Genomic DNA, 18,656 nt, shown 5'->3' with positions numbered 1-18,656 from the left:
TCCGGTTAATGGGATGCGGCTGTCGCGGCGTCGGGAACGGCTTCCCCCTGGGCCGCGCGGTGCTTGATCAGCTGCTGGCTGATGGCCTCCACGCGGGCGTCGGTGAGCTTATAGAACGACAGCATGATGAACATGCCCGCGTAGAGCACTACCGGCACCACGCAGAACAGAATTTTGATGGTGGTCAGCACCTCAACCGGCTGCACGCTGCTGCTGGCGGAGTAGTTCACGTACGCGAGGATCCAGCCCACTACCGCCCCGCCAATCGCCAGGCCAATCTTCAGGCTGAACAGGTAGGTGGAGAACACCAGCCCGTCGAGGCGGCGCCCGCTGCGGCTCTCCTCGTAATCCACCACGTCAGAGGCCATGAGCCACTGGAGCGGCGTGGTGGTGTTAAAGACGAACAGGAACAGAATGTTGAGGGCGAAAATCAGGGCGATATGCTCGGCCGGAGTGACGAAAATCAGCAGGCTGATCAGCGAGTAGGCGACGATGATCCACTTGAAGGCGGTGACGCGGTCAAAGCGGCCCAGCAGGCGGGAGGAGCAGAGCGAGCCGAACATGGTGGCGAGGCTGCCGTAGAGTAAAAACTGGGTCGCCAGCTCCGGGTGATCCATCACGTATTTGACGAAGTAGAGGGTCGCCCCGCCGCGCACCACGTTGGAACAGGTCGCCATCATCTTAAAGGCACACATAATGCGCCACTGGCCGTTACCGAACAGCAGCCTGAGATCTTTTGCCACCGACGAGCCCGGCTGCACCTCAAAGGTGTAACGCTCTTTGGTGGTAAAGAAGCAGACGTAGAGCAGCACCACGCCGCTCAGCCCCAGCACGCACATGGCGCCGAAATAGCCCACCTGCTCGTCCCCTTTGCCGATGATGCTCACCAGCGGCAGGGCAATGCCGCTGATGGCGAGCGACCCCGCCGCCGCCAGGAAGAAACGCCAGGATTGCAGGGCGTGACGCTCTTTCGGGTCAGCGGTGATGACGCCCGGCATGGCACAGTACGGCACGTTAACGAAGGTGTAGACCAGGGTCAGGAGAATGTAGGTCACGCAGGCGTAGATGATTTTGCCCTGCGCCGAGAAGTCCGGCGTGTAGAAGGTCAGTACGCAGACGATGCCGAACGGGATCGCGCCCCACAGCAGGAACGGGCGGAACTGGCCGTGCCGCGTGCGGGTGCGGTCAACCAGCAGCCCCATCAGCGGGTCAGTGACGGCGTCGAGCACGCGGGAGACCAAAAACAGCGTGCCCATAATGCCCGCCGAGAGGCCGAAGACGTCGGTATAGAAATAGGCCAGCAGAAACATCGTGGCCTGCCAGACGAAGCCGCAGGCGGTGTCACCCAGCCCGTAGCCAATTTTGTCTTTCATGGTTAATTGCGTCATCAGATTTACACCCTTATGTCGTGTGCTGAATAACAACATCGTGTTAATGGAGTGTAATGAGCTGTTCAATTAACCAGCAATGGTCATATCTTATTTCTGAATTATGTTATTTTGCTTTTGTGACGCCAACGATATATCGCAAATGATTGTTTAAATTAATAAATTACAGAAACGCGAAAGCCGTCCGCGGAATATTTTCCGCAGACGTTTTTTCCTGGAAATAATTAAATGCCGAGCGCTTTTTTACCGGCGTTAATTACCTCAATAATTTTATCGGTGTCATAAATACAGCCTTTCCAGGTGCCACCGCTCACCGACTGCAATGCTGCCCATAGCCGCGTATCGTCCGGCAAAAAGTCGTGGGCGTGCAGGTCCGGATGCGTCTGCCGCCGTGCCAGCTCGCGCGCGCCCTCTTCCGGCGTCAGCGGGGTGTCCGCCGTGCCGATAAAGTTCACGCTGCCCGTCAGGGTCATACGATCCACGGCAATCTCAATGATGTCGTTATCGCGCAATTTGCCGATCGGCCCGCCCGCCAGCGCCTCCGGCGACACGTGCCCGAAGCAGGCGCCCGTCGACACGCCCGAGAAGCGCGCATCGGTAATCAGCGACACCGTTTTGCCCCACGAGATATGCTTCAGCGCGGAGGTGAGCTGGTAGGTCTCTTCCATGCCGGTGCCGGACGGTCCGCCGCCGATCACCACCATGATATCGCCCTGCTGAATCTCTTCCCGCTTGATGGCCTTAATCGCCTGCGCTTCTGAGACAAACACCCGCGCCCGACCGGTGTGGCGGTAAACGCCATCGTCACCGACCACCGACGGGTCGATCGCCGTGGCCTTGATCACCGATCCTTCCGGCGCAATGTTGCCCGTCGGGAAGCAGACCGTTGAGGTCAGCCCTTTCGCTTTGGCCTTCTCGGGCGGCAGGATCACGTCATCCGGATCGACGCCGTCCTGCTCGCGCAGGCACTGACGGAAGCGCGCCCGACGTTCCGAAGCCTGCCACCAGTCGAGGTTCTCTCCCACCGTCTGGCCGGTCACGGTCATGGCATCCAGATGCAGCAGGCCGAGATCGCGCAGGTGGAGCATCACCTCCGGCACGCCGCCTGCCAGGAACGCGCGCACGGTCGGATGATAGTCCGGACCGTTGGGCAGAACGCTCACCAGGCGCGGAACTTTACGGTTGATGCGCGTCCAGTGCGCGACGTCAGGAAGGGTGCAGCCCGCCGCGTGGGCGATGGCCGGTATGTGCAGCAGTAAATTGGTGGAACCGCCGAACGCCGCGTGGAGCACCATGGCGTTTTCGATGGCCTTATCGGTGAGGATATCGCGCGTGGTGATGCCGCGGTTATCCAGCTCGCTCACCGCCCGCGCCGACTGGCGGGCGATCTCCAGCCACACCGCCTGCCCGGACGGTGCCAGCGCGGAGTGCGGCAGTGCCAGACCCAGCGCTTCCGCAACCACCTGAGAAGTGCCCGCCGTGCCGAGAAACTGACACCCGCCGCCCGGCGACGCGCAGGCGCGACAGCCCAGCTCGGCGGCCTCCTGCAACGACAGCTCGTGGTTGGCAAAGCGCGCGCCAATGGTCTGCACCTTGCCCGCATCTTCACCCACGGTCGGCGGCAGCGTCGCGCCGCCCGGCACCAGAATGGTCGGCAGATCGTGCATGGCGGCCAGCGCGATCATGGTCGCAGGCAGCCCTTTATCGCAGGTTGCCACGCCGATCACCGCCCGGCGCGTCGGCAGGGAGCGGATCAGACGACGAAACACGATCGCCGCGTCGTTGCGGTACGGCAGGGAGTCGAACATGCCGTGCGTGCCCTGAGAGCGCCCGTCGCACGGGTCGCTGACGAAGGCCGCGAACGGGATCCCACCGTTGCGGGTGATCTCCTTCGCTGCCGCCTGCATCTGCATGCCAATTTCCCAGTGCCCGGTGTGGTAGCCCAGCGCAACCGGGCGTCCGTCCCCGGCGCGGATGCCGCCCTGGGTACCGATGATCAGCACCTCTTTGCCGGTCAGCCTGTTGGCGTCCCAGCCCATCCCGGCGTTTTGCGTCATGCCGAACAGGTTGCCACTGGGGGATTCCATCAGCATCTGCGGGGTCAGCGGCAGCGCGCCCTGCGGCCCCGCCGCGTGGGTGATCACCGCGTAAAACGCATCGTCCTGTGGGGTGAAAATTTTCTCGATGGTCATGGTTATCTTCCGGCTCAGCAGAGCTTGAGCTGTTGCAGCAGGGATTTCAGCTGCGCTTTGCGCGGCTCGTCCAGCGGTGAAGCGGGCGGCAGCACGTGCGTGGAGATCGGGCGGCCGCAAAGTACAATCGCCTCTTTAATGACGTTCACGAACGGCGTATCCAGCTGATACAGCTGCGGGATTTGCAGCAAGGTCTGATGATACTCAGCCGCTTTCGCCACATCCTTATCGCGCCAGGCTTTCAGAAGATTTACCGACACCTGCGGCGCAAAGTTGCCGCTCGCCGAAATCGCCCCGTCGCCACCGAGCAGCAGGGTATTAAACAGATGGTCGTCGTAGCCACACAGCACGGTGAAGTGTGGGTGGGCCGCTTTGACGGTGTGGATCATGCTGCGCAGATGGGCGACGGAGTCGATGGTGTCTTTAATGCCTACGATGTTGCTGCGCGAGTCGGCGAGGGTTTTCACCAGCGCTGGCGTGAGATCCTGCCCGGTCAGCGCCGGGAAGTTATAGAGCATCACCGGCAGCGTGACGCTGTCGGCCACCTGTTCGAAATAGCGAATCAGGCTCGCTTCCGACACTTTCCAGTAGTAGGGGTTGATGACCACGATGCCGTCCGCGCCCGCCTGCTGCGCGTGCTGGCTCAGTTCAATGGTTTCCCGGGCGTTGGTGCCGCCGGTGCCGATCAGAACCGGTACGCGACGATCGACATGATCGATAGCAAAGCGGGCAATGGTTTTACGCTCTTCGGCGTTGAGCTGGGAGAATTCGCCGCCGCTGCCGAGGAAGAACAGGCCATCAACGCCTGCGGCGATCAGATCGTCGATCAGCGCGGCGGTGCCCTGCTTATCGAGCTGCCCATCGGCGGTAAAAATGGTGGAGACAGGGGGAATGATTCCCGTAAACAACACAGGCTGCGGCATGAGATCTCCTTGCAGAATCATTTTGTTCTACATTATAGAACAGCGTTCATTAATTTAACGATCATACTATGACGCAGAAAAAGCGCAGGTAAATGGGAGATGAGTAGGGAGTGCGGGAAATTTAAGCTGGATCACAGATTAAAGGGTGCGGTCTGTTGCCCTCACCCTAACCCTCTCCCACAGGGAGAGGGGACTTTTACTCCCTGCCGGGGTTAATGGAGTTATTCAATCAGCATTTTCACCACGACTTTTCGCACCCTGGCAGGCGCCCCCACCGCGCACAGCGGCTTATGGACTTCGCCAGGCCAGAACACCACAAAATCCCCTTCGCTCAGCACCACGGTTTTCTCCTGCTCGCCTTCCGGCAGGAACGCGATGTCTTTGTCCGCCAGCCAGTCGGTATCCGGCGTACCGTGCGGCAGGGTGCTGAAGGTCATCCCTTCCTGACCCTTCATCACGATCTGGATGTCCAGATAGCGCGCATGAAACTCGGCGCGGCGTTCAGCAAACGGCTGAGTCATGTCTTCCGAGACCAGATAAAACAGTGTGTTGCCATCGATATCATGCTTGCCGGGCGGCGTAGCGTCGGTGACGTGGCGCTTTATATACTCAATGGCCTGGCGCAGCGCGTCAGGCAGCCAGGGCTGGAGATGGTGGATGTTGCCGATGATCATGAAAAACCTCTCAATGTAAAACGACGTTTCATTTTTGTCTTTTATACGAGAGTTCGCGCTGCCATACCAGTCCTTTTTCTGTGACCTTTGCGCGAGCGCATGTTTATCGGGAAAGGTGTTAATTCACTGTTAATCACACACAGGCAATTATGCAGCGGTTATGCATAACCTCATTTCGCGCGCGCGATAGCGCCAACATAACCTCCTGAATCGAAAGCGTAAATCACAAAACCTGCTGCCGTATCACATTTTATCACTTTAATAATTTCCTTTATAAACCCATAATTATTTATGGATTTTTCTTAAGTCAAAAATAGTTAACTGCCATTATTGCATAGCTATTCCCGACACCAAATTTTAACTTTTAAAATCAATGACATAACTAATTATTTCGAAACATTAAATTCTACAAAATAATAACAAACACAAATATTGCCACCGAATGCTGCTTAGCTATTCACGTGCCAATAATATGAAATTAATCACTATCTGATGCGAATCATGCAAATGAAAACAAACACCTTAATATCCATTTTCGCGTGAACCGCATCACAATAATGATTATTTAACCGCCTAGTATGAACCTCGAAATCAATTGAGCTTAGCCGCCATGAAATTAAACACATCACATGGCGCATGACCTTTTTATTCTGAAAAACAGTTAAAGGAATAATTATGGAAAAGCATTACGTCGGTTCTGAAATTGGTCAATTGCGTAGCGTTATGCTGCACCGCCCAAATTTAAGTCTGAGACGTTTAACGCCATCGAATTGTCAGGAACTGCTTTTCGATGATGTGCTCTCGGTTGAACGGGCGGGTGAAGAGCATGATATCTTCGCAAACACGCTGCGCGAGCAGGGTGTGGAAGTCCTGCTGTTAACCGACCTCCTGACACAAACGCTTGATATTACAGAAGCGAAAGCCTGGCTGCTGGAGACGCAAATCTCGGACTATCGCCTCGGGCCTACCTTTGCGGGCGACGTGCGCGGCTGGCTGGCGGACATGCCGCACCGTGAACTGGCGCGCAGATTAAGCGGCGGATTAACCTACGGCGAAATTCCGGCGGCCATCAAAAATATGGTGGTAGATACCCACACGGCCAATGACTTTATTATGAAGCCGCTGCCCAACCATTTATTTACCCGTGACACTTCCTGTTGGATTTATAACGGCGTCTCCATTAACCCGATGGCTAAACCCGCCCGTCAGCGTGAAACCAATAACCTTCGGGCAATATATCGCTGGCATCCGGCATTTGCCGACGGCGATTTTATTAAGTATTTCGGCGACGAAAATATTAATTACGACCACGCTACCCTGGAAGGCGGCGACGTATTAGTGATTGGTCGCGGGGCGGTATTGATCGGCATGTCCGAACGCACGACGCCGCAGGGCGTGGAGTTCCTCGCCAACAGCCTGTTCAAACACCGCCAGGCCGAGCGCGTGATCGCCGTTGAGCTGCCAAAACACCGCTCCTGCATGCACCTCGACACCGTGATGACCCACATCGACGTGGACACTTTCTCCGTCTACCCGGAAGTAGTGCGCAAAGACGCCCAGTGCTGGACGCTCACCCCTGACGGGCGCGGCGGCCTGCAACGTACCCAGGAAACCGACCTGCTGCACGCCATCGAGAAAGCGCTCGGCATTAACCAGGTGCGCCTGATCACCACCGGCGGCGACGCCTTTGAAGCCGAACGCGAACAGTGGAACGACGCCAACAACGTTCTGACCATCCGTCCCGGCGTGGTGATTGGCTACGAGCGCAACGTCTGGACTAACGAGAAGTACGACAAAGCCGGCATCACCGTGCTGCCTATCCCGGGCGATGAGCTGGGACGCGGCCGCGGCGGCGCACGCTGCATGAGCTGCCCACTGGAACGCGACGGAATTTAAAGGAGCCATCATGGAACGAAAACCCACTCTGGTTGTGGCCCTTGGCGGCAACGCACTGCTGAAGCGCGGCGAGCCGCTGGAAGCCGAGATCCAGCGCCAGAACATTGAGCAGGCCGCCCGCACCATCGCCGGGCTCACGGCGCAGTGGCGCGTGGTGCTGGTTCACGGCAACGGTCCACAGGTCGGGCTGCTGGCGCTGCAGAACAGCGCCTACGACAAAGTGACCCCTTACCCACTGGACGTTCTTGGTGCCGAAAGCCAGGGGATGATCGGCTACATGCTCCAGCAGGCGCTGAAAAACAGCCTGCCGCAGCGTGAGGTGAGCGTCCTGCTCACGCAGGTGGAAGTGGACGCCGCCGACCCGGCGTTCAGCACCCCGACCAAATACATCGGCCCGGTGTACAGCGAAGCCCAGGCAAAAACGCTGGCCGCGGAAAAAGGCTGGGTGTTTAAGGCCGACGGCAGCTACTTCCGTCGCGTGGTGCCGTCACCGCAGCCGAAACGCATCGTCGAGAGCGACGCCATCACGGCGCTGATCCAGCGCGACCACCTGGTGATCTGCAACGGCGGCGGCGGCGTGCCGGTGGTGGAAAACGCCAACGGCTATCACGGCATTGAGGCGGTGATCGACAAAGACCTCTCCGCCGCCCTGCTGGCGCGCCAGATTGAGGCCGACGCCCTGCTGATCCTCACCGATGCCGACGCGGTGTACCTCGACTGGGGAAAACCGACCCAGCGCCCGCTGGCGCAGGTGACGCCAGGACTGCTCAGAGGCATGCAGTTTGACGCCGGATCGATGGGGCCGAAAGTGGCCGCCTGCCGCGAGTTTGTTGAAGCCTGCAACGGCATTGCCGGGATCGGCGCGCTGGCCGATGGGGCAGAGATTCTGGCGGGCGAGAAAGGCACGTTGATTCGTAACTGAACATACATTTAAAAAGGATTTCCCATATGACCATCAACCTGAAAAACCGCAACTTCCTGAAACTGCTGGACTACACCCCGGCGGAGATCCAGTACCTGATCGACCTCGCCATCGAGCTGAAAGCGGCCAAAAAAGCCGGACGCGAAAAGCAAACCCTGGTCGGCAAAAACATCGCCCTGATCTTTGAAAAAACCTCCACCCGCACCCGCTGCGCCTTCGAAGTGGGCGCGTTTGACCAGGGTGCGCAGGTGACCTACCTCGGCCCAAGCGGATCGCAGATCGGCCATAAAGAGTCGATGAAAGACACCGCCCGCGTGTTGGGGCGTATGTATGACGGTATCGAATACCGCGGCTACGGCCAGGCGATTGTTGAAGAGCTGGGTGAATACGCGGGCGTACCGGTGTGGAACGGCCTGACCGACGAATTCCATCCGACGCAGATCCTCGCCGATCTGATGACCATGCTGGAGCACGCGCCGGGCAAAACCCTGCCGGAGCTAAGCTTTGCTTATCTCGGCGACGCACGCAACAACATGGGCAACTCCCTGATGGTCGGCGCGGCCAAAATGGGGATGGACATCCGCCTGGTGGCACCGAAATCCTTCTGGCCGGAAGCGGGTCTGGTTGAGCAGTGCCGTGCCATCGCGAAAGAAACGGGCGCGCGCATCACCCTGACCGACGACGTGGAAGAAGGCGTGCGCGGGACGGATTTCCTCTACACCGACGTGTGGGTCTCCATGGGCGAGCCGAAAGAGGCGTGGGCCGAACGCGTCAGCCTGATGAAGCCGTATCAAATTAACGCGGACGTCATGAAAGCCACCGGCAACCCGAACGTCAAGTTCATGCACTGCCTGCCGGCGTTTCACAACGAGCACACCAAAGTGGGCCGCGAAATCGAAATGGCCTATGGCCTGAAAGGGCTGGAGGTGACGGAAGAGGTCTTCGAATCCCCGAACTCTATCGTCTTTGATGAAGCAGAAAACCGCATGCATACCATTAAAGCGGTCATGGTGGCGACACTCGGCGACTAATCACCGCCCGGCGTGCCGCGGGGTGCGCCGGGTTTCAGGAGAACATCATGGGCAAGTTCAAATTTCCCTCCGCATACACCATTCTCTTTTTTCTGATTGCCATCGTTGCCGTCCTGACGTGGATTGTTCCGGCCGGGCAGTATCACATGGCCATGAACGAGGCGCTCGGCAAGGACGTGCCGGTTGCCGGAACCTATGCGCACGTAGCGGCCCATCCGCAGGGACTGGTTTCCGTGCTGATGGCCCCGATTGCCGGGTTGTACGATCCCGAGTCCGGCCAGGCCGGGGCGATCGACGTTGCGCTGTTTATACTGATCATCGGGGGATTCCTCGGGATCGTCACCAAAACCGGGGCCATTGACGCCGGGATCGAACGCGTCACCACCCGGTTGCGCGGTCGCGAAGAGTGGATGATCCCGATCCTGATGGCGCTGTTTGCCGCAGGCGGCACCATTTACGGCATGGCCGAAGAGTCCCTGCCGTTCTATACCCTGCTGGTTCCGGTGATGCTGGCCGCACGTTTCGACCCGGTGGTAGCCGCCTCCACCGTGCTGCTCGGCGCCGGGATCGGCACGCTTGGCTCCACCATTAACCCGTTCGCGACGGTGATCGCCGCCAACGCCGCCGGGATCCCCTTCACCAACGGTATCGCCCTGCGCGTCGCGCTGCTGGTCATCGGGTGGATCATCTGTGTGGCGTGGGTGATGCGCTATGCCCGTAAAGTGCGCAAGGATCCCTCTCTCTCCATCGTTGCGGACAAACAGGAGGAGAACCTCGCCCACTTCCTCGGCAACAAGGGCGAACAGTCGCTGGAATTCACCCCGGTGCGCAAAATCATCCTGGTGATTTTCGCTCTTGCCTTCGCGGTCATGATCTACGGGGTGGCGGTGCTCGGCTGGTGGATGGCGGAGATCTCAGCGGTGTTTCTCGCCAGTGCAATAATCGTCGGCCTGATCGCCCGCATGAGCGAAGAGGAACTGACCTCAACCTTTATCAACGGCGCGCGAGATTTGCTGGGCGTCGCGCTGATTATCGGTATCGCGCGCGGTATCGTAGTGATCATGGATAAGGGCATGATTACCCACACCATTTTGCACAGCGCCGAGGGAATGGTTACCGGCTTATCGACGGTGGCGTTCATCAACGTGATGTACTGGCTGGAGGTGGTGCTGTCGTTTCTTGTGCCTTCTTCGTCCGGCCTGGCCGTTCTGACGATGCCGATCATGGCGCCTCTTGCCGATTTCGCTAACGTCAACCGCGACCTGGTGGTTACGGCTTACCAGTCGGCGTCCGGTATCGTTAACCTGATCACTCCCACCTCTGCCGTCGTAATGGGCGGGCTGGCTATCGCCCGCGTGCCTTACGTGCGCTATCTGAAATGGGTCGCGCCGCTGCTGGGGATTTTAACGGTGGTGATTATGGTGGCGTTAAGTCTGGGGGCGTTGTTGTAATTTGCCGGATGGCGCTGCGCTTATCCGGCCTGTGGATCGGTGCGGTGTCACCGGTTATTTCGGGAACTGATATGGGAACTATGATGGATTACGAAGAGTACTCTCCCAAAGAGCAACTACAGCTAACGGTCTGCCAGCGTCTGATCGCGGAAAAGGGCTATCTCTCTCAGGAGGAGATCCGCCGCGACTTACAGGAGCGGGGTTTTGAGACCATCAGCCAGTCCACCGTTTCACGTCTGCTCAAGTTGCTCGGTGTCATAAAAATTCGAAATGCCAAAGGGCTAAAGATTTATTCGCTCAATCCCCAGCTGCGCCCGGCTCCTGATGCCGCGCGCACCGTGTCCGAAATGGTGGTGAGCGTTGAGCACAATAGCGAATTTATCCTTATCCATACCGTTGCCGGATATGGCCGCGCGGTGGCGCGTATCCTGGATTATCACCAGTTACCGGAAATTTTAGGCGTGGTGGCCGGAAGCAGTATCGTCTGGGTCGCCCCTCGGGTGGTGAAGCGCACCGCGCTGGTGCATAAGCAAATTAATTATTTACTCAGAACGCATTAATATTCATAAAGAACCGTTTGCATTGAGTAAAGCGTGCATTAAATCGCTTGATCCGCAAAGCGAGCTGCGTATAATGCCCGACAATTTGCCGGGAGGAAGCATGGTCAAGCGTGTACGACATAACGTCTTACCGCGTCTGAAATCAGACGCTGGCCTGCCGTTTTTCTTCCCGTTGCTTAATCTATTCCCAGAGCCCCTCATTTGAGGGGCTTTTTTTTGCCCGGCGTCAGGAGATAAACATGAATCCGCTTTATCAAAAACACATCATTTCCATAAACGACCTCAGCCGCGAAGAGCTGGAACTGGTTCTGGAAACCGCGGCAAAACTGAAGGCCAATCCGCAACCGGAGCTGCTGAAGCACAAGGTGATTGCGAGCTGCTTCTTTGAAGCCTCGACCCGCACCCGCCTCTCCTTTGAAACCTCCATGCACCGCCTGGGCGCGAGCGTGGTGGGCTTCTCAGACAGCAGCAACACGTCGCTGGGTAAAAAAGGCGAGACCCTGGCGGATACCATTTCAGTGATCAGCACCTACGTAGACGCGATTGTGATGCGCCACCCGCAGGAGGGCGCGGCGCGCCTGGCGACCGAGTTTTCCGGTGGCATCCCGGTACTGAACGCCGGGGACGGTGCTAACCAGCATCCGACGCAGACCCTGCTGGATCTGTTCACCATTCAGGAGACGCAGGGCACGCTGGAGAACCTGAACATCGCCATGGTCGGCGACCTGAAATATGGCCGCACCGTCCACTCCCTGACCCAGGCGCTGGCGAAATTTAACGGCAACCGCTTCTTCTTCATCGCCCCAGACGCGCTGGCGATGCCGCAGTACATTCTCGATATGCTGGACGAAAAAGGCATTGCGTGGAGCCTGCACGCCAGCATCGAAGAGGTGATGAGCCACGTGGATATTCTCTACATGACCCGCGTGCAGAAAGAGCGTCTGGATCCTTCCGAGTACGCCAACGTGAAGGCGCAGTTTGTGCTGCGCGCCAGCGACCTCGACGGCGCGCGCGACAACATGAAGGTGCTGCACCCGCTGCCGCGCATCGATGAGATCACCACAGACGTGGATAAAACGCCGCACGCCTGGTATTTCCAGCAGGCCGGGAACGGTATCTTCGCCCGCCAGGCGTTACTGGCACTGGTTCTGAATCGCGATTTAGCACTGTAAGGGGAGACGACCATGACACACGATAACAAACTCCAGGTTGAAGCCATCAAACGTGGCACCGTGATTGACCACATCCCTGCGCAGGTGGGCTTTAAGCTGCTGACGCTGTTCAAACTGACCGAGACCGATCAGCGCATCACCATTGGCCTGAACCTGCCGTCGGGCGAGATGGGCCGCAAGGACTTGATCAAAATCGAGAATACCTTCCTGACCGACGAGCAGGTCAACCAGCTGTCGCTGTACGCACCGGATGCCACCGTCAACCGCATCGACGAGTATGAAGTGGTCGGCAAATCCCATCCTGGCCTGCCGGATCGCATCGAGAGCGTGCTGGTCTGTCCGAACAGCAACTGCATCAGTCATGCTGAGCCGGTTTCATCCAGTTTTGCAGTGAAAAAACGCGCTGATGACATCGCACTCAAATGCAAATACTGCGAAAAAGAGTTTTCTCATTATGTGGTGCTGGCCAACTAATTGAGGTTGGTAAAGGATCCCGGCCTCCCTATAATGGCCGGGAACATTTAATCAGCTGTTATTCTGGAGAAATCATGACCAAAGTACTCGCGACGGAAAATGCACCCGCGGCTATCGGCCCGTACGTTCAGGGCGTTGATCTGGGCAGCATGATCATCACCTCGGGCCAGATCCCGGTGAACCCAAAAACCGGTGAAGTGCCAGCCGACGTAGCGGCACAGGCGCGTCAGTCGCTGGAAAACGTGCAGGCTATCGTTGAATCTGCCGGTCTGAAAGTGGGCGACATCGTGAAAACGACCGTGTTCGTGAAAGATCTGAACGATTTCGCGACCGTTAACGCCACTTACGAAGCATTCTTTACCGAACACAACGCGACCTTCCCGGCGCGCTCCTGCGTTGAAGTGGCGCGTCTGCCAAAAGACGTGAAAATTGAAATCGAAGCGATCGCCGTGCGCCGCTAATCAATTTCAGGCAAACCAGGGCAGCTTCGGCTGCCTTTTTTATTTGGCTATTTTTACCTTCGTAATACGATGACGACGCGGTCCGGGAATAAATACACTCGCACACCTTTATAAATTCCCGCTTCGGACAAAAATGAAAATCTCCAGAATTGCGTTGGCTATGGCCACTCTTACGGTAGCCTCTTCTGCGCTGGCACATGGCTATATCGAATCCCCTGCCAGCCGCGCTTATATGTGTAAACAGGGACAAAACATTGACTGCGGTCTGGTGGAATATGAACCCCAGAGCGTAGAACGTGCCTCCGGTTTCCCGTCAGGGAGCCTGCCGCCGGATGGCGAACTCGCCAGCGCCGGGATTGCCAACTACTCGCAGCTTGATAAGCAAAGCCAGAATGCCTGGACCAAAACGCCGATGACCGCCGGGGTACATCAGTTTGTCTGGCACCACACCGCGCCGCACAAAACCACCAACTGGCGCTATTACATCACCAAACAAAACTGGAACCCGAATAAGCCGCTGACCCGCGACCAGTTCGACTTAACGCCGTTTTGTACGGTAAACGGCAACGGCCAGGCGCCCGCAATGACCCAGTCGATGAACTGTAACGTGCCGGAACGTACCGGTTATCAGGTGATTTACGGCGTGTGGGAAATTGCCGATACGCCCAACAGTTTCTATCAGGCCATCGACGTGGACTTCGGTAACGGCGGCAACGTCACGCCGGATGAAACCCCGGTCGCCGCCTCCGTGTGGAGCAAAACGCTGAGCGGCCAGGTTGCGGGTAACAACCTCAACGTGGGCGATAAAGTAATTGCTCGCTTCTTCGATGCCAACGGCGAAATCGCCTCCATGGCGACCGAGCTGACTATCGCCTCGGCTCAACAGGGAGATGCCAACCAGTGGGCCTACGATCTGGCGCAAAAAATTAACAGCGCTCATCACGACGTGCGCGTCGGCGTGAAGGATGAAAGCGGAGACGTTAGCCCGGTTCACGGCGCAAACAGCGTCTTCGTAAAAGAAGACAGTACGCTAAAGTCAGTGGCTATCTCTTATGAAGAGCAAAAAGCGGTGGTTAATGAATCCATTGCCGTGACTGACCTGCATTACAGCAAAGTGACTCACGGTGCCGCGACGGTGACATTCCACGTCAATACGCAGGGTGACGTGAACCTTGAAGCACACGTATTGAACCATCCCGGAGCGGAAAAAGGTTATCTGAAGCAGGATATGAATAACAGCAACCAGGATGTGACCATGAACCTGACAAACGTCACGCCAGGGCACCACATGCTGAAATACTACGCCACCAATAAAGCCGGCACCCTGTTCGCGCAGGACGTGCTGGATATGATGCTCGAAGGTGAAGCAACCTCCGGCGATACCGGTAAATCTGATTTTATCTTCCCGGATAACCTTGCCTCTTATAAGGCGGGCACCGTGGTGTTGCAGCCCAAAGACGGTAAGACCTACGAGTGCAAGCCATTCCCGTACAGTGGGTACTGCAAGCAGTACAGTTCGACCTCGACTCAGTTCGAGCCCGGCGTGGGTTCAGACTGGAAAGAGGCGTGGATGTTGAAGAACTGAGTTGCCTTTACGCCCGGCGGCACTTCGTTTGCCGGGCCTACACGTCACGTAGGCCCGGTAAGCGTAGGGTATGAACCGGAAACATGGGTAACACTTTAGACCGGATACATGGGTAACAGTTATAACTGGCATAGAAGAGGAGACTCGCTATGCCCTGGACTGAGACCCGACCTATGCAACGCCTTGATTTTATCCGTGCCTGCCATGCAGGTACGGACTCCTTCTCCGCGCTTTGCCGTCTTTTTGGCATCAGCCGTAAAACCGGCTATAAATGGCTTCAGCGTTTTGACCCTTCTGACCTGTCATCTCTCTCGGACCGGTCGCGTGCGCCACGCTCCCACTCCCGGACGGTTCCTGATGATATCGCCGGACACCTGACTGCCCTGCGTCAAAAACACCCTGACTGGGGGCCAAAAAAACTGCGGATGTGGTTGCTCAATCATCACGTCGATTTTACCGTACCTGCCGCCAGCACTATCGGCGATATCCTCAAGCGCGAAGGCCTGGTTCCGGATAAAAAACGAAAACGCAGAACACCAGGCAATCGCCAGCCCCTGACCATCATCAGTGAGAACAATCAGGTCTGGAGCGCTGATTTTAAAGGCAAGTTCAGGCTGCTCAGCAGAGAGTACTGCCATCCTTTCACCCTGACCGATAATCACAGCCGGTATCTGCTCAGCTGCCGGGGAACACACCGTGAGAGTGAACCCTTTGTCAGAGAGTGCCTGACGGATGCGTTCCTGGAATATGGTCTGCCGGAAGTGCTTAGAACCGATAACGGCCAGCCCTTCGCGGGAACAGGAATAGCCGGATTAAGTCGTCTTGCCGTCTGGCTAATCAAGCTGGGCATCAGGCCGGAGCGTATCAGAAAGGGGCATCCGGAAGAAAATGGCCGCCATGAGCGAATGCACCGCTCCCTGAAAAGTGCGGTGAAACAGGGCAACACCTTCATGACGATGGAAGAACAACAGCGGTGGTTCAGTGACTACCGGAAAGAATTTAACTACGAAAGGCCGCATGAAGCACTGGCGGGAGCAACGCCCGGAACGGTATGGCAACCCTCAAACCGACACTGGGATGGCCGTGTTCCTGAATATGCTTATCCGGAAGGAGGTACAGTCTACAGGGTGAAATCGAGGGGGACCCTCTATATGGGAAAAAAGGGTACGGTGTTCCTGAGTGAAGCACTGACTGGGGAGTACATCATGCTGGAAGAACAAGATGATGGCCTTGAGGCCATCATCTTTAATGGGATAACGCTTGCGTACTACGACCGAAAAACCCAGAGTGTGCTCCGGATAGACTAAAAGTGTTACCTATGTTCCCGGTCTGATCTGTCACCTATGTATCCGGTCATACAGTAGCGCCACCGGGCGCTTATGTTACTGGTTTCGCGTCGCCCTGAGCAGCGTCTCCAGCGGATACACCGCAGCAATCACCACTTCGTCCTGCACCTTCGCCGCGTTATCCAGCTCGCGTTGAATCGAGGCGATTTCTTTGTCATCCAGCGTGCCCTGTCGCGCCACCAGATCCGTCAGCCTCAGGCCAATTGCGGCAAGCTTATCCACCTCCAGGATCACCGGTTTAATCGCCTTCAGCTGATAGCTGTTTTCGCTCAGCGCCAGCGCGTCGCTGGTGTTGCTCTGCCAGCGATTAAAGACGTGGCGCAGCGCGTCGGCGCTTTCCGTGTCTTCCGCATCGCTCACCAGACAGTCCGCCCATTTGTTCATCTGACGCACGGTGATGCTTTCCGCATTCAGCGCATCCGCGAGGCGGTTAAGCGGCTCAAACTGGTGATAGTTTCCCGCCTGGAACTTGAGGTGCTGACGGGTGTAATACTGGGCCGGTTCAAGCGCCTGCGCGAGGATTTGCAGCGGCAACGTGTCGGCATTATTCGCGAGCCGCGTGAATTGCACCTGCTGCTGGGTATGCTGCTGCAGGCCAACCGACACCGTCGTCCAGCTGTCCATCGCCTGCAGGCGGGTATACATGTTGTCGACATCATTGACGTCCTGCGCGGACCATAACCGCTCCGCCACCGCAAACGTCCGCGGCCACAGGCGGATATCCAGCACCGGTGCGACCACGTTTTCCGCCCACAGCGCGGCTTCTCCGCCGAGCAAATTAGCCTGATTCGCCACGTCCGGCACTACCGGTGGGATCCCTTTCGGCACCTCGTCCAGACGGGTACCGCTAATCGGATAGCGGGTATTGCCCACCAGGAAGTAACCGGTGAGCTTGTCGTTATCGACCGAGACGACCGGGCGCGTTTCACCCATCCAGGTGTCAACGGTAAACGTCACCTGATTGTCGTCGCGCCATGCAATATCCTGCACCGCGCGGCGGGATTTCCCGGCAAAATCAATAAAACCGCGCCAGCCGGCGTCCCCTTTCACCAGGGTAAAACTCCCCTCGACCGGCTTGCCTTTCAGACGCGGCATGGAGAAGGCCCAGCTCTGGGCGCTGTCGGTGTCTGCTATCACGTCCACGCCATTCAGCCCCTGGGGAACGATTTCATTGCGGTAGTGATAGGCGGTGGACTGGGGTTGATCGAGGTAGAAACCGGTCGAAAGAATGCCCTTGTAGCCGGTTTGCGCCACCTTACCCAGCGCGTCCTGCCCCTGCCAGGACTGGATCAGAATGCTTTTCGGTAAGTCAGGGTGATAGATCTCATCCCAGCCGACCATCTGCCGATGATGTTTCTCGAGGAGCGTCTCCAGCTTGCGGTTGAAATAGGCCTGCAGCGCGTGGCTGTCCGCCAGCGTGTGGTCACGCATAAACTGCTGAATGGCAGGATTCGCTTTCCACTGGCTGTCGTCCACCTCATCCCCGCCGATGTGCAGATACGGATCCGGGAAGATCGCTGCCAGTTCGCTGACCATCGCGTCAGCAAAGGCGTATGTGGCCTCTTTGGTCGGATCAAGCACCGGCTTCAGCACGCCCCAGTTGCGCTCCATTTTGTAGGGCCCCGGCGCGCTCATCAGCTCCGGGTAGGCTACAGCAATCGCCGAGGCGTGGCCCGGCATGTCGATCTCCGGCACCACGCGGATGCCGCGCTCGGTGGCATAGCGAACAATCTCGCGCATCTGCTCAGGGGTATAGAACAGCCCGTCGCTGGCAAGCTGCGTCAGCTTCGGGTAACGCTTCGAGCTGAAGCGCCAGCCCTGATCGTCGGTTAAGTGCCAGTGCAGGACGTTAAGCTTTGCGGCCGCCATGCCGTCAATCTGGCGTTTGATATCCGCGACGGGAATGAAATGGCGCGCCGAGTCGAGCAGCAGCCCTCGCCACGGGAAGCGCGGCGCGTCTTCAATGGTCACCCACGGCAGCGACGTGTTTTCCGCGCCGTTTTGCACCAGCTGAAGCAGCGTTTCCATCGCCCGCAGCGCGCCGAAGCGGGTGTTGGCGGAGATGTTCACACCGTTGGCATCCACCGTTAGCTTATAGCTTTCATCGCTGTCCGGCAGCGGCTGTTGCTTCACCTTTTTGGCGATGGCGATGCGAATGGTCGGTTTGTCCGGTTGCTCAGCCTGCGGCTGTAGCGTCCAGCCGGTTTGCAGGGCGATACGCTGACGCAGGCGGTTGACCGCGTCGCCGAGATCGTCGCCGCTGACGGTCACGGAAAGTTGGCTGGTGAGCACCAGTGCGCCCTGCGTGGTCGGGCGTTCCACCTTCGCAGGCCAGGGCATTAACGGGAGATCCCCTGCCGGGGCGGCAAAGGCAGAGGCGCCGAGCAGCAGCCCGGCGGTTAAGAGACTGTACCGTAACATGAATGTTCCTTATCTGACGGGCCAAATAAAGGCAAAACATTCTGTTAACATGCGTACAAATTGTCGTCAAGCGAATGCGCCGACGGCGATCACAGGTTGTTGAATTTGGGAAGAAAGCTATTGCCCGGTGGCGCTGCGCTTACCGGGCCTACGTGACGGG

General features: G+C 57.7%; 16 protein-coding genes and 1 pseudogene. 11 read left to right on the top strand and 6 right to left on the bottom strand.

The features are described from left to right. Nucleotides 1–5: 5 nt before the first annotated feature. The 4 genes from BFV64_RS02260 to BFV64_RS02245 all read right to left on the bottom strand — a co-directional run bounded on the left by BFV64_RS02260 (nt 6) and on the right by BFV64_RS02245 (nt 5,177). Nucleotides 6–1,388 (bottom strand): MFS transporter, encoded by a 1,383-nt coding sequence (locus BFV64_RS02260; protein ID WP_014882316.1) that lies wholly within the window; start codon nt 1,386–1,388, stop codon nt 6–8. 224 nt (nt 1,389–1,612) lie between these two features. Beyond that, nucleotides 1,613–3,580 carry a xylonate dehydratase YagF gene (gene yagF, locus BFV64_RS02255; protein WP_014882315.1) on the bottom strand — a complete coding sequence of 656 codons (1,968 nt, stop codon included), beginning with the start codon at nt 3,578–3,580 and terminating at the stop codon, nt 1,613–1,615. A gap of 14 nt (nt 3,581–3,594) precedes the next feature. Further along, nucleotides 3,595–4,503, bottom strand: a complete 909-nt coding sequence (gene yagE / locus BFV64_RS02250) for a 2-keto-3-deoxygluconate aldolase (RefSeq protein WP_045281930.1) — start codon at nt 4,501–4,503, stop codon at nt 3,595–3,597. 221 nt (nt 4,504–4,724) lie between these two features. Then, the gene (locus BFV64_RS02245) at nt 4,725–5,177 is read right to left on the bottom strand and encodes a YhcH/YjgK/YiaL family protein (protein ID WP_069601649.1); all 453 of its coding nucleotides are present in this window, start codon (nt 5,175–5,177) and stop codon (nt 4,725–4,727) included. Nucleotides 5,178–5,852: 675 nt separating this feature from the next. On the opposite strand from BFV64_RS02245, the gene arcA reads away from it, so the two are divergent. The 5 genes from arcA (at nt 5,853) to BFV64_RS02220 (ending at nt 11,037) form a co-directional block, all read left to right on the top strand. Beyond that, nucleotides 5,853–7,073, top strand: a complete 1,221-nt coding sequence (arcA, locus tag BFV64_RS02240; RefSeq protein WP_069601648.1) for an arginine deiminase — start codon at nt 5,853–5,855, stop codon at nt 7,071–7,073. A gap of 10 nt (nt 7,074–7,083) precedes the next feature. Next, nucleotides 7,084–7,995 carry a carbamate kinase gene (arcC, locus tag BFV64_RS02235; protein WP_047027151.1) on the top strand — a complete coding sequence of 304 codons (912 nt, stop codon included), beginning with the start codon at nt 7,084–7,086 and terminating at the stop codon, nt 7,993–7,995. 26 nt (nt 7,996–8,021) lie between these two features. Beyond that, complete coding sequence (gene argF, locus BFV64_RS02230) at nt 8,022–9,026, top strand: ornithine carbamoyltransferase (protein ID WP_023310201.1); 1,005 nt, start codon at nt 8,022–8,024, stop codon at nt 9,024–9,026. A gap of 47 nt (nt 9,027–9,073) precedes the next feature. Next, complete coding sequence (locus tag BFV64_RS02225) at nt 9,074–10,477, top strand: YfcC family protein (protein ID WP_069601647.1); 1,404 nt, start codon at nt 9,074–9,076, stop codon at nt 10,475–10,477. 80 nt (nt 10,478–10,557) lie between these two features. Continuing rightward, a complete protein-coding gene (locus tag BFV64_RS02220; RefSeq protein WP_014882308.1) occupies nt 10,558–11,037 on the top strand; it encodes an arginine repressor in 480 nt (159 codons plus the stop codon). A gap of 3 nt (nt 11,038–11,040) precedes the next feature. Here BFV64_RS02220 and BFV64_RS25195 read toward each other — a convergent pair. Next, nucleotides 11,041–11,158, bottom strand: a pseudogene (locus tag BFV64_RS25195) (hypothetical protein). Here BFV64_RS25195 and BFV64_RS23930 point away from each other — a divergent pair. The 6 genes from BFV64_RS23930 (at nt 11,138) to BFV64_RS02195 (ending at nt 16,036) form a co-directional block, all read left to right on the top strand. Then, entirely contained in the window at nt 11,138–11,242 is a 105-nt protein-coding gene (locus BFV64_RS23930; protein WP_022646880.1) for a pyrBI operon leader peptide, read from the top strand. The pseudogene BFV64_RS25195 and the gene BFV64_RS23930 sit on opposite strands and share 21 nt — an antisense overlap. A gap of 34 nt (nt 11,243–11,276) precedes the next feature. Next, nucleotides 11,277–12,209, top strand: a complete 933-nt coding sequence (gene pyrB / locus BFV64_RS02215; RefSeq protein ID WP_014882307.1) for an aspartate carbamoyltransferase — start codon at nt 11,277–11,279, stop codon at nt 12,207–12,209. A 12-nt stretch (nt 12,210–12,221) separates the two neighbouring features. Further along, on the top strand, nt 12,222–12,683 hold the full coding sequence (pyrI, locus tag BFV64_RS02210) for an aspartate carbamoyltransferase regulatory subunit (RefSeq protein WP_014882306.1): 462 nt from the start codon (nt 12,222–12,224) through the stop codon (nt 12,681–12,683). A 74-nt stretch (nt 12,684–12,757) separates the two neighbouring features. Beyond that, on the top strand, nt 12,758–13,144 hold the full coding sequence (gene ridA, locus BFV64_RS02205) for a 2-iminobutanoate/2-iminopropanoate deaminase (RefSeq protein WP_014882305.1): 387 nt from the start codon (nt 12,758–12,760) through the stop codon (nt 13,142–13,144). 133 nt (nt 13,145–13,277) lie between these two features. Further along, on the top strand, nt 13,278–14,729 hold the full coding sequence (gene gbpA / locus BFV64_RS02200) for an N-acetylglucosamine-binding protein GbpA (protein ID WP_063308438.1): 1,452 nt from the start codon (nt 13,278–13,280) through the stop codon (nt 14,727–14,729). A 149-nt stretch (nt 14,730–14,878) separates the two neighbouring features. Continuing rightward, on the top strand, nt 14,879–16,036 hold the full coding sequence (locus tag BFV64_RS02195; RefSeq protein WP_045282386.1) for a DDE-type integrase/transposase/recombinase: 1,158 nt from the start codon (nt 14,879–14,881) through the stop codon (nt 16,034–16,036). A 75-nt stretch (nt 16,037–16,111) separates the two neighbouring features. Here the strand turns inward: BFV64_RS02195 and BFV64_RS02190 are convergent, their stop codons facing one another. Then, the gene (locus BFV64_RS02190; protein WP_069601646.1) at nt 16,112–18,496 is read right to left on the bottom strand and encodes a beta-N-acetylhexosaminidase; all 2,385 of its coding nucleotides are present in this window, start codon (nt 18,494–18,496) and stop codon (nt 16,112–16,114) included. Nucleotides 18,497–18,656: the final 160 nt, after the last annotated feature.

Source organism: Enterobacter kobei, assembly GCF_001729765.1.
GTDB classification, from domain to species: Bacteria; Pseudomonadota; Gammaproteobacteria; order Enterobacterales; family Enterobacteriaceae; genus Enterobacter; species Enterobacter kobei.
Note: the sequence above shows the minus strand (reverse complement) of the source record. Positions and strands in the feature narration are given on the sequence as shown.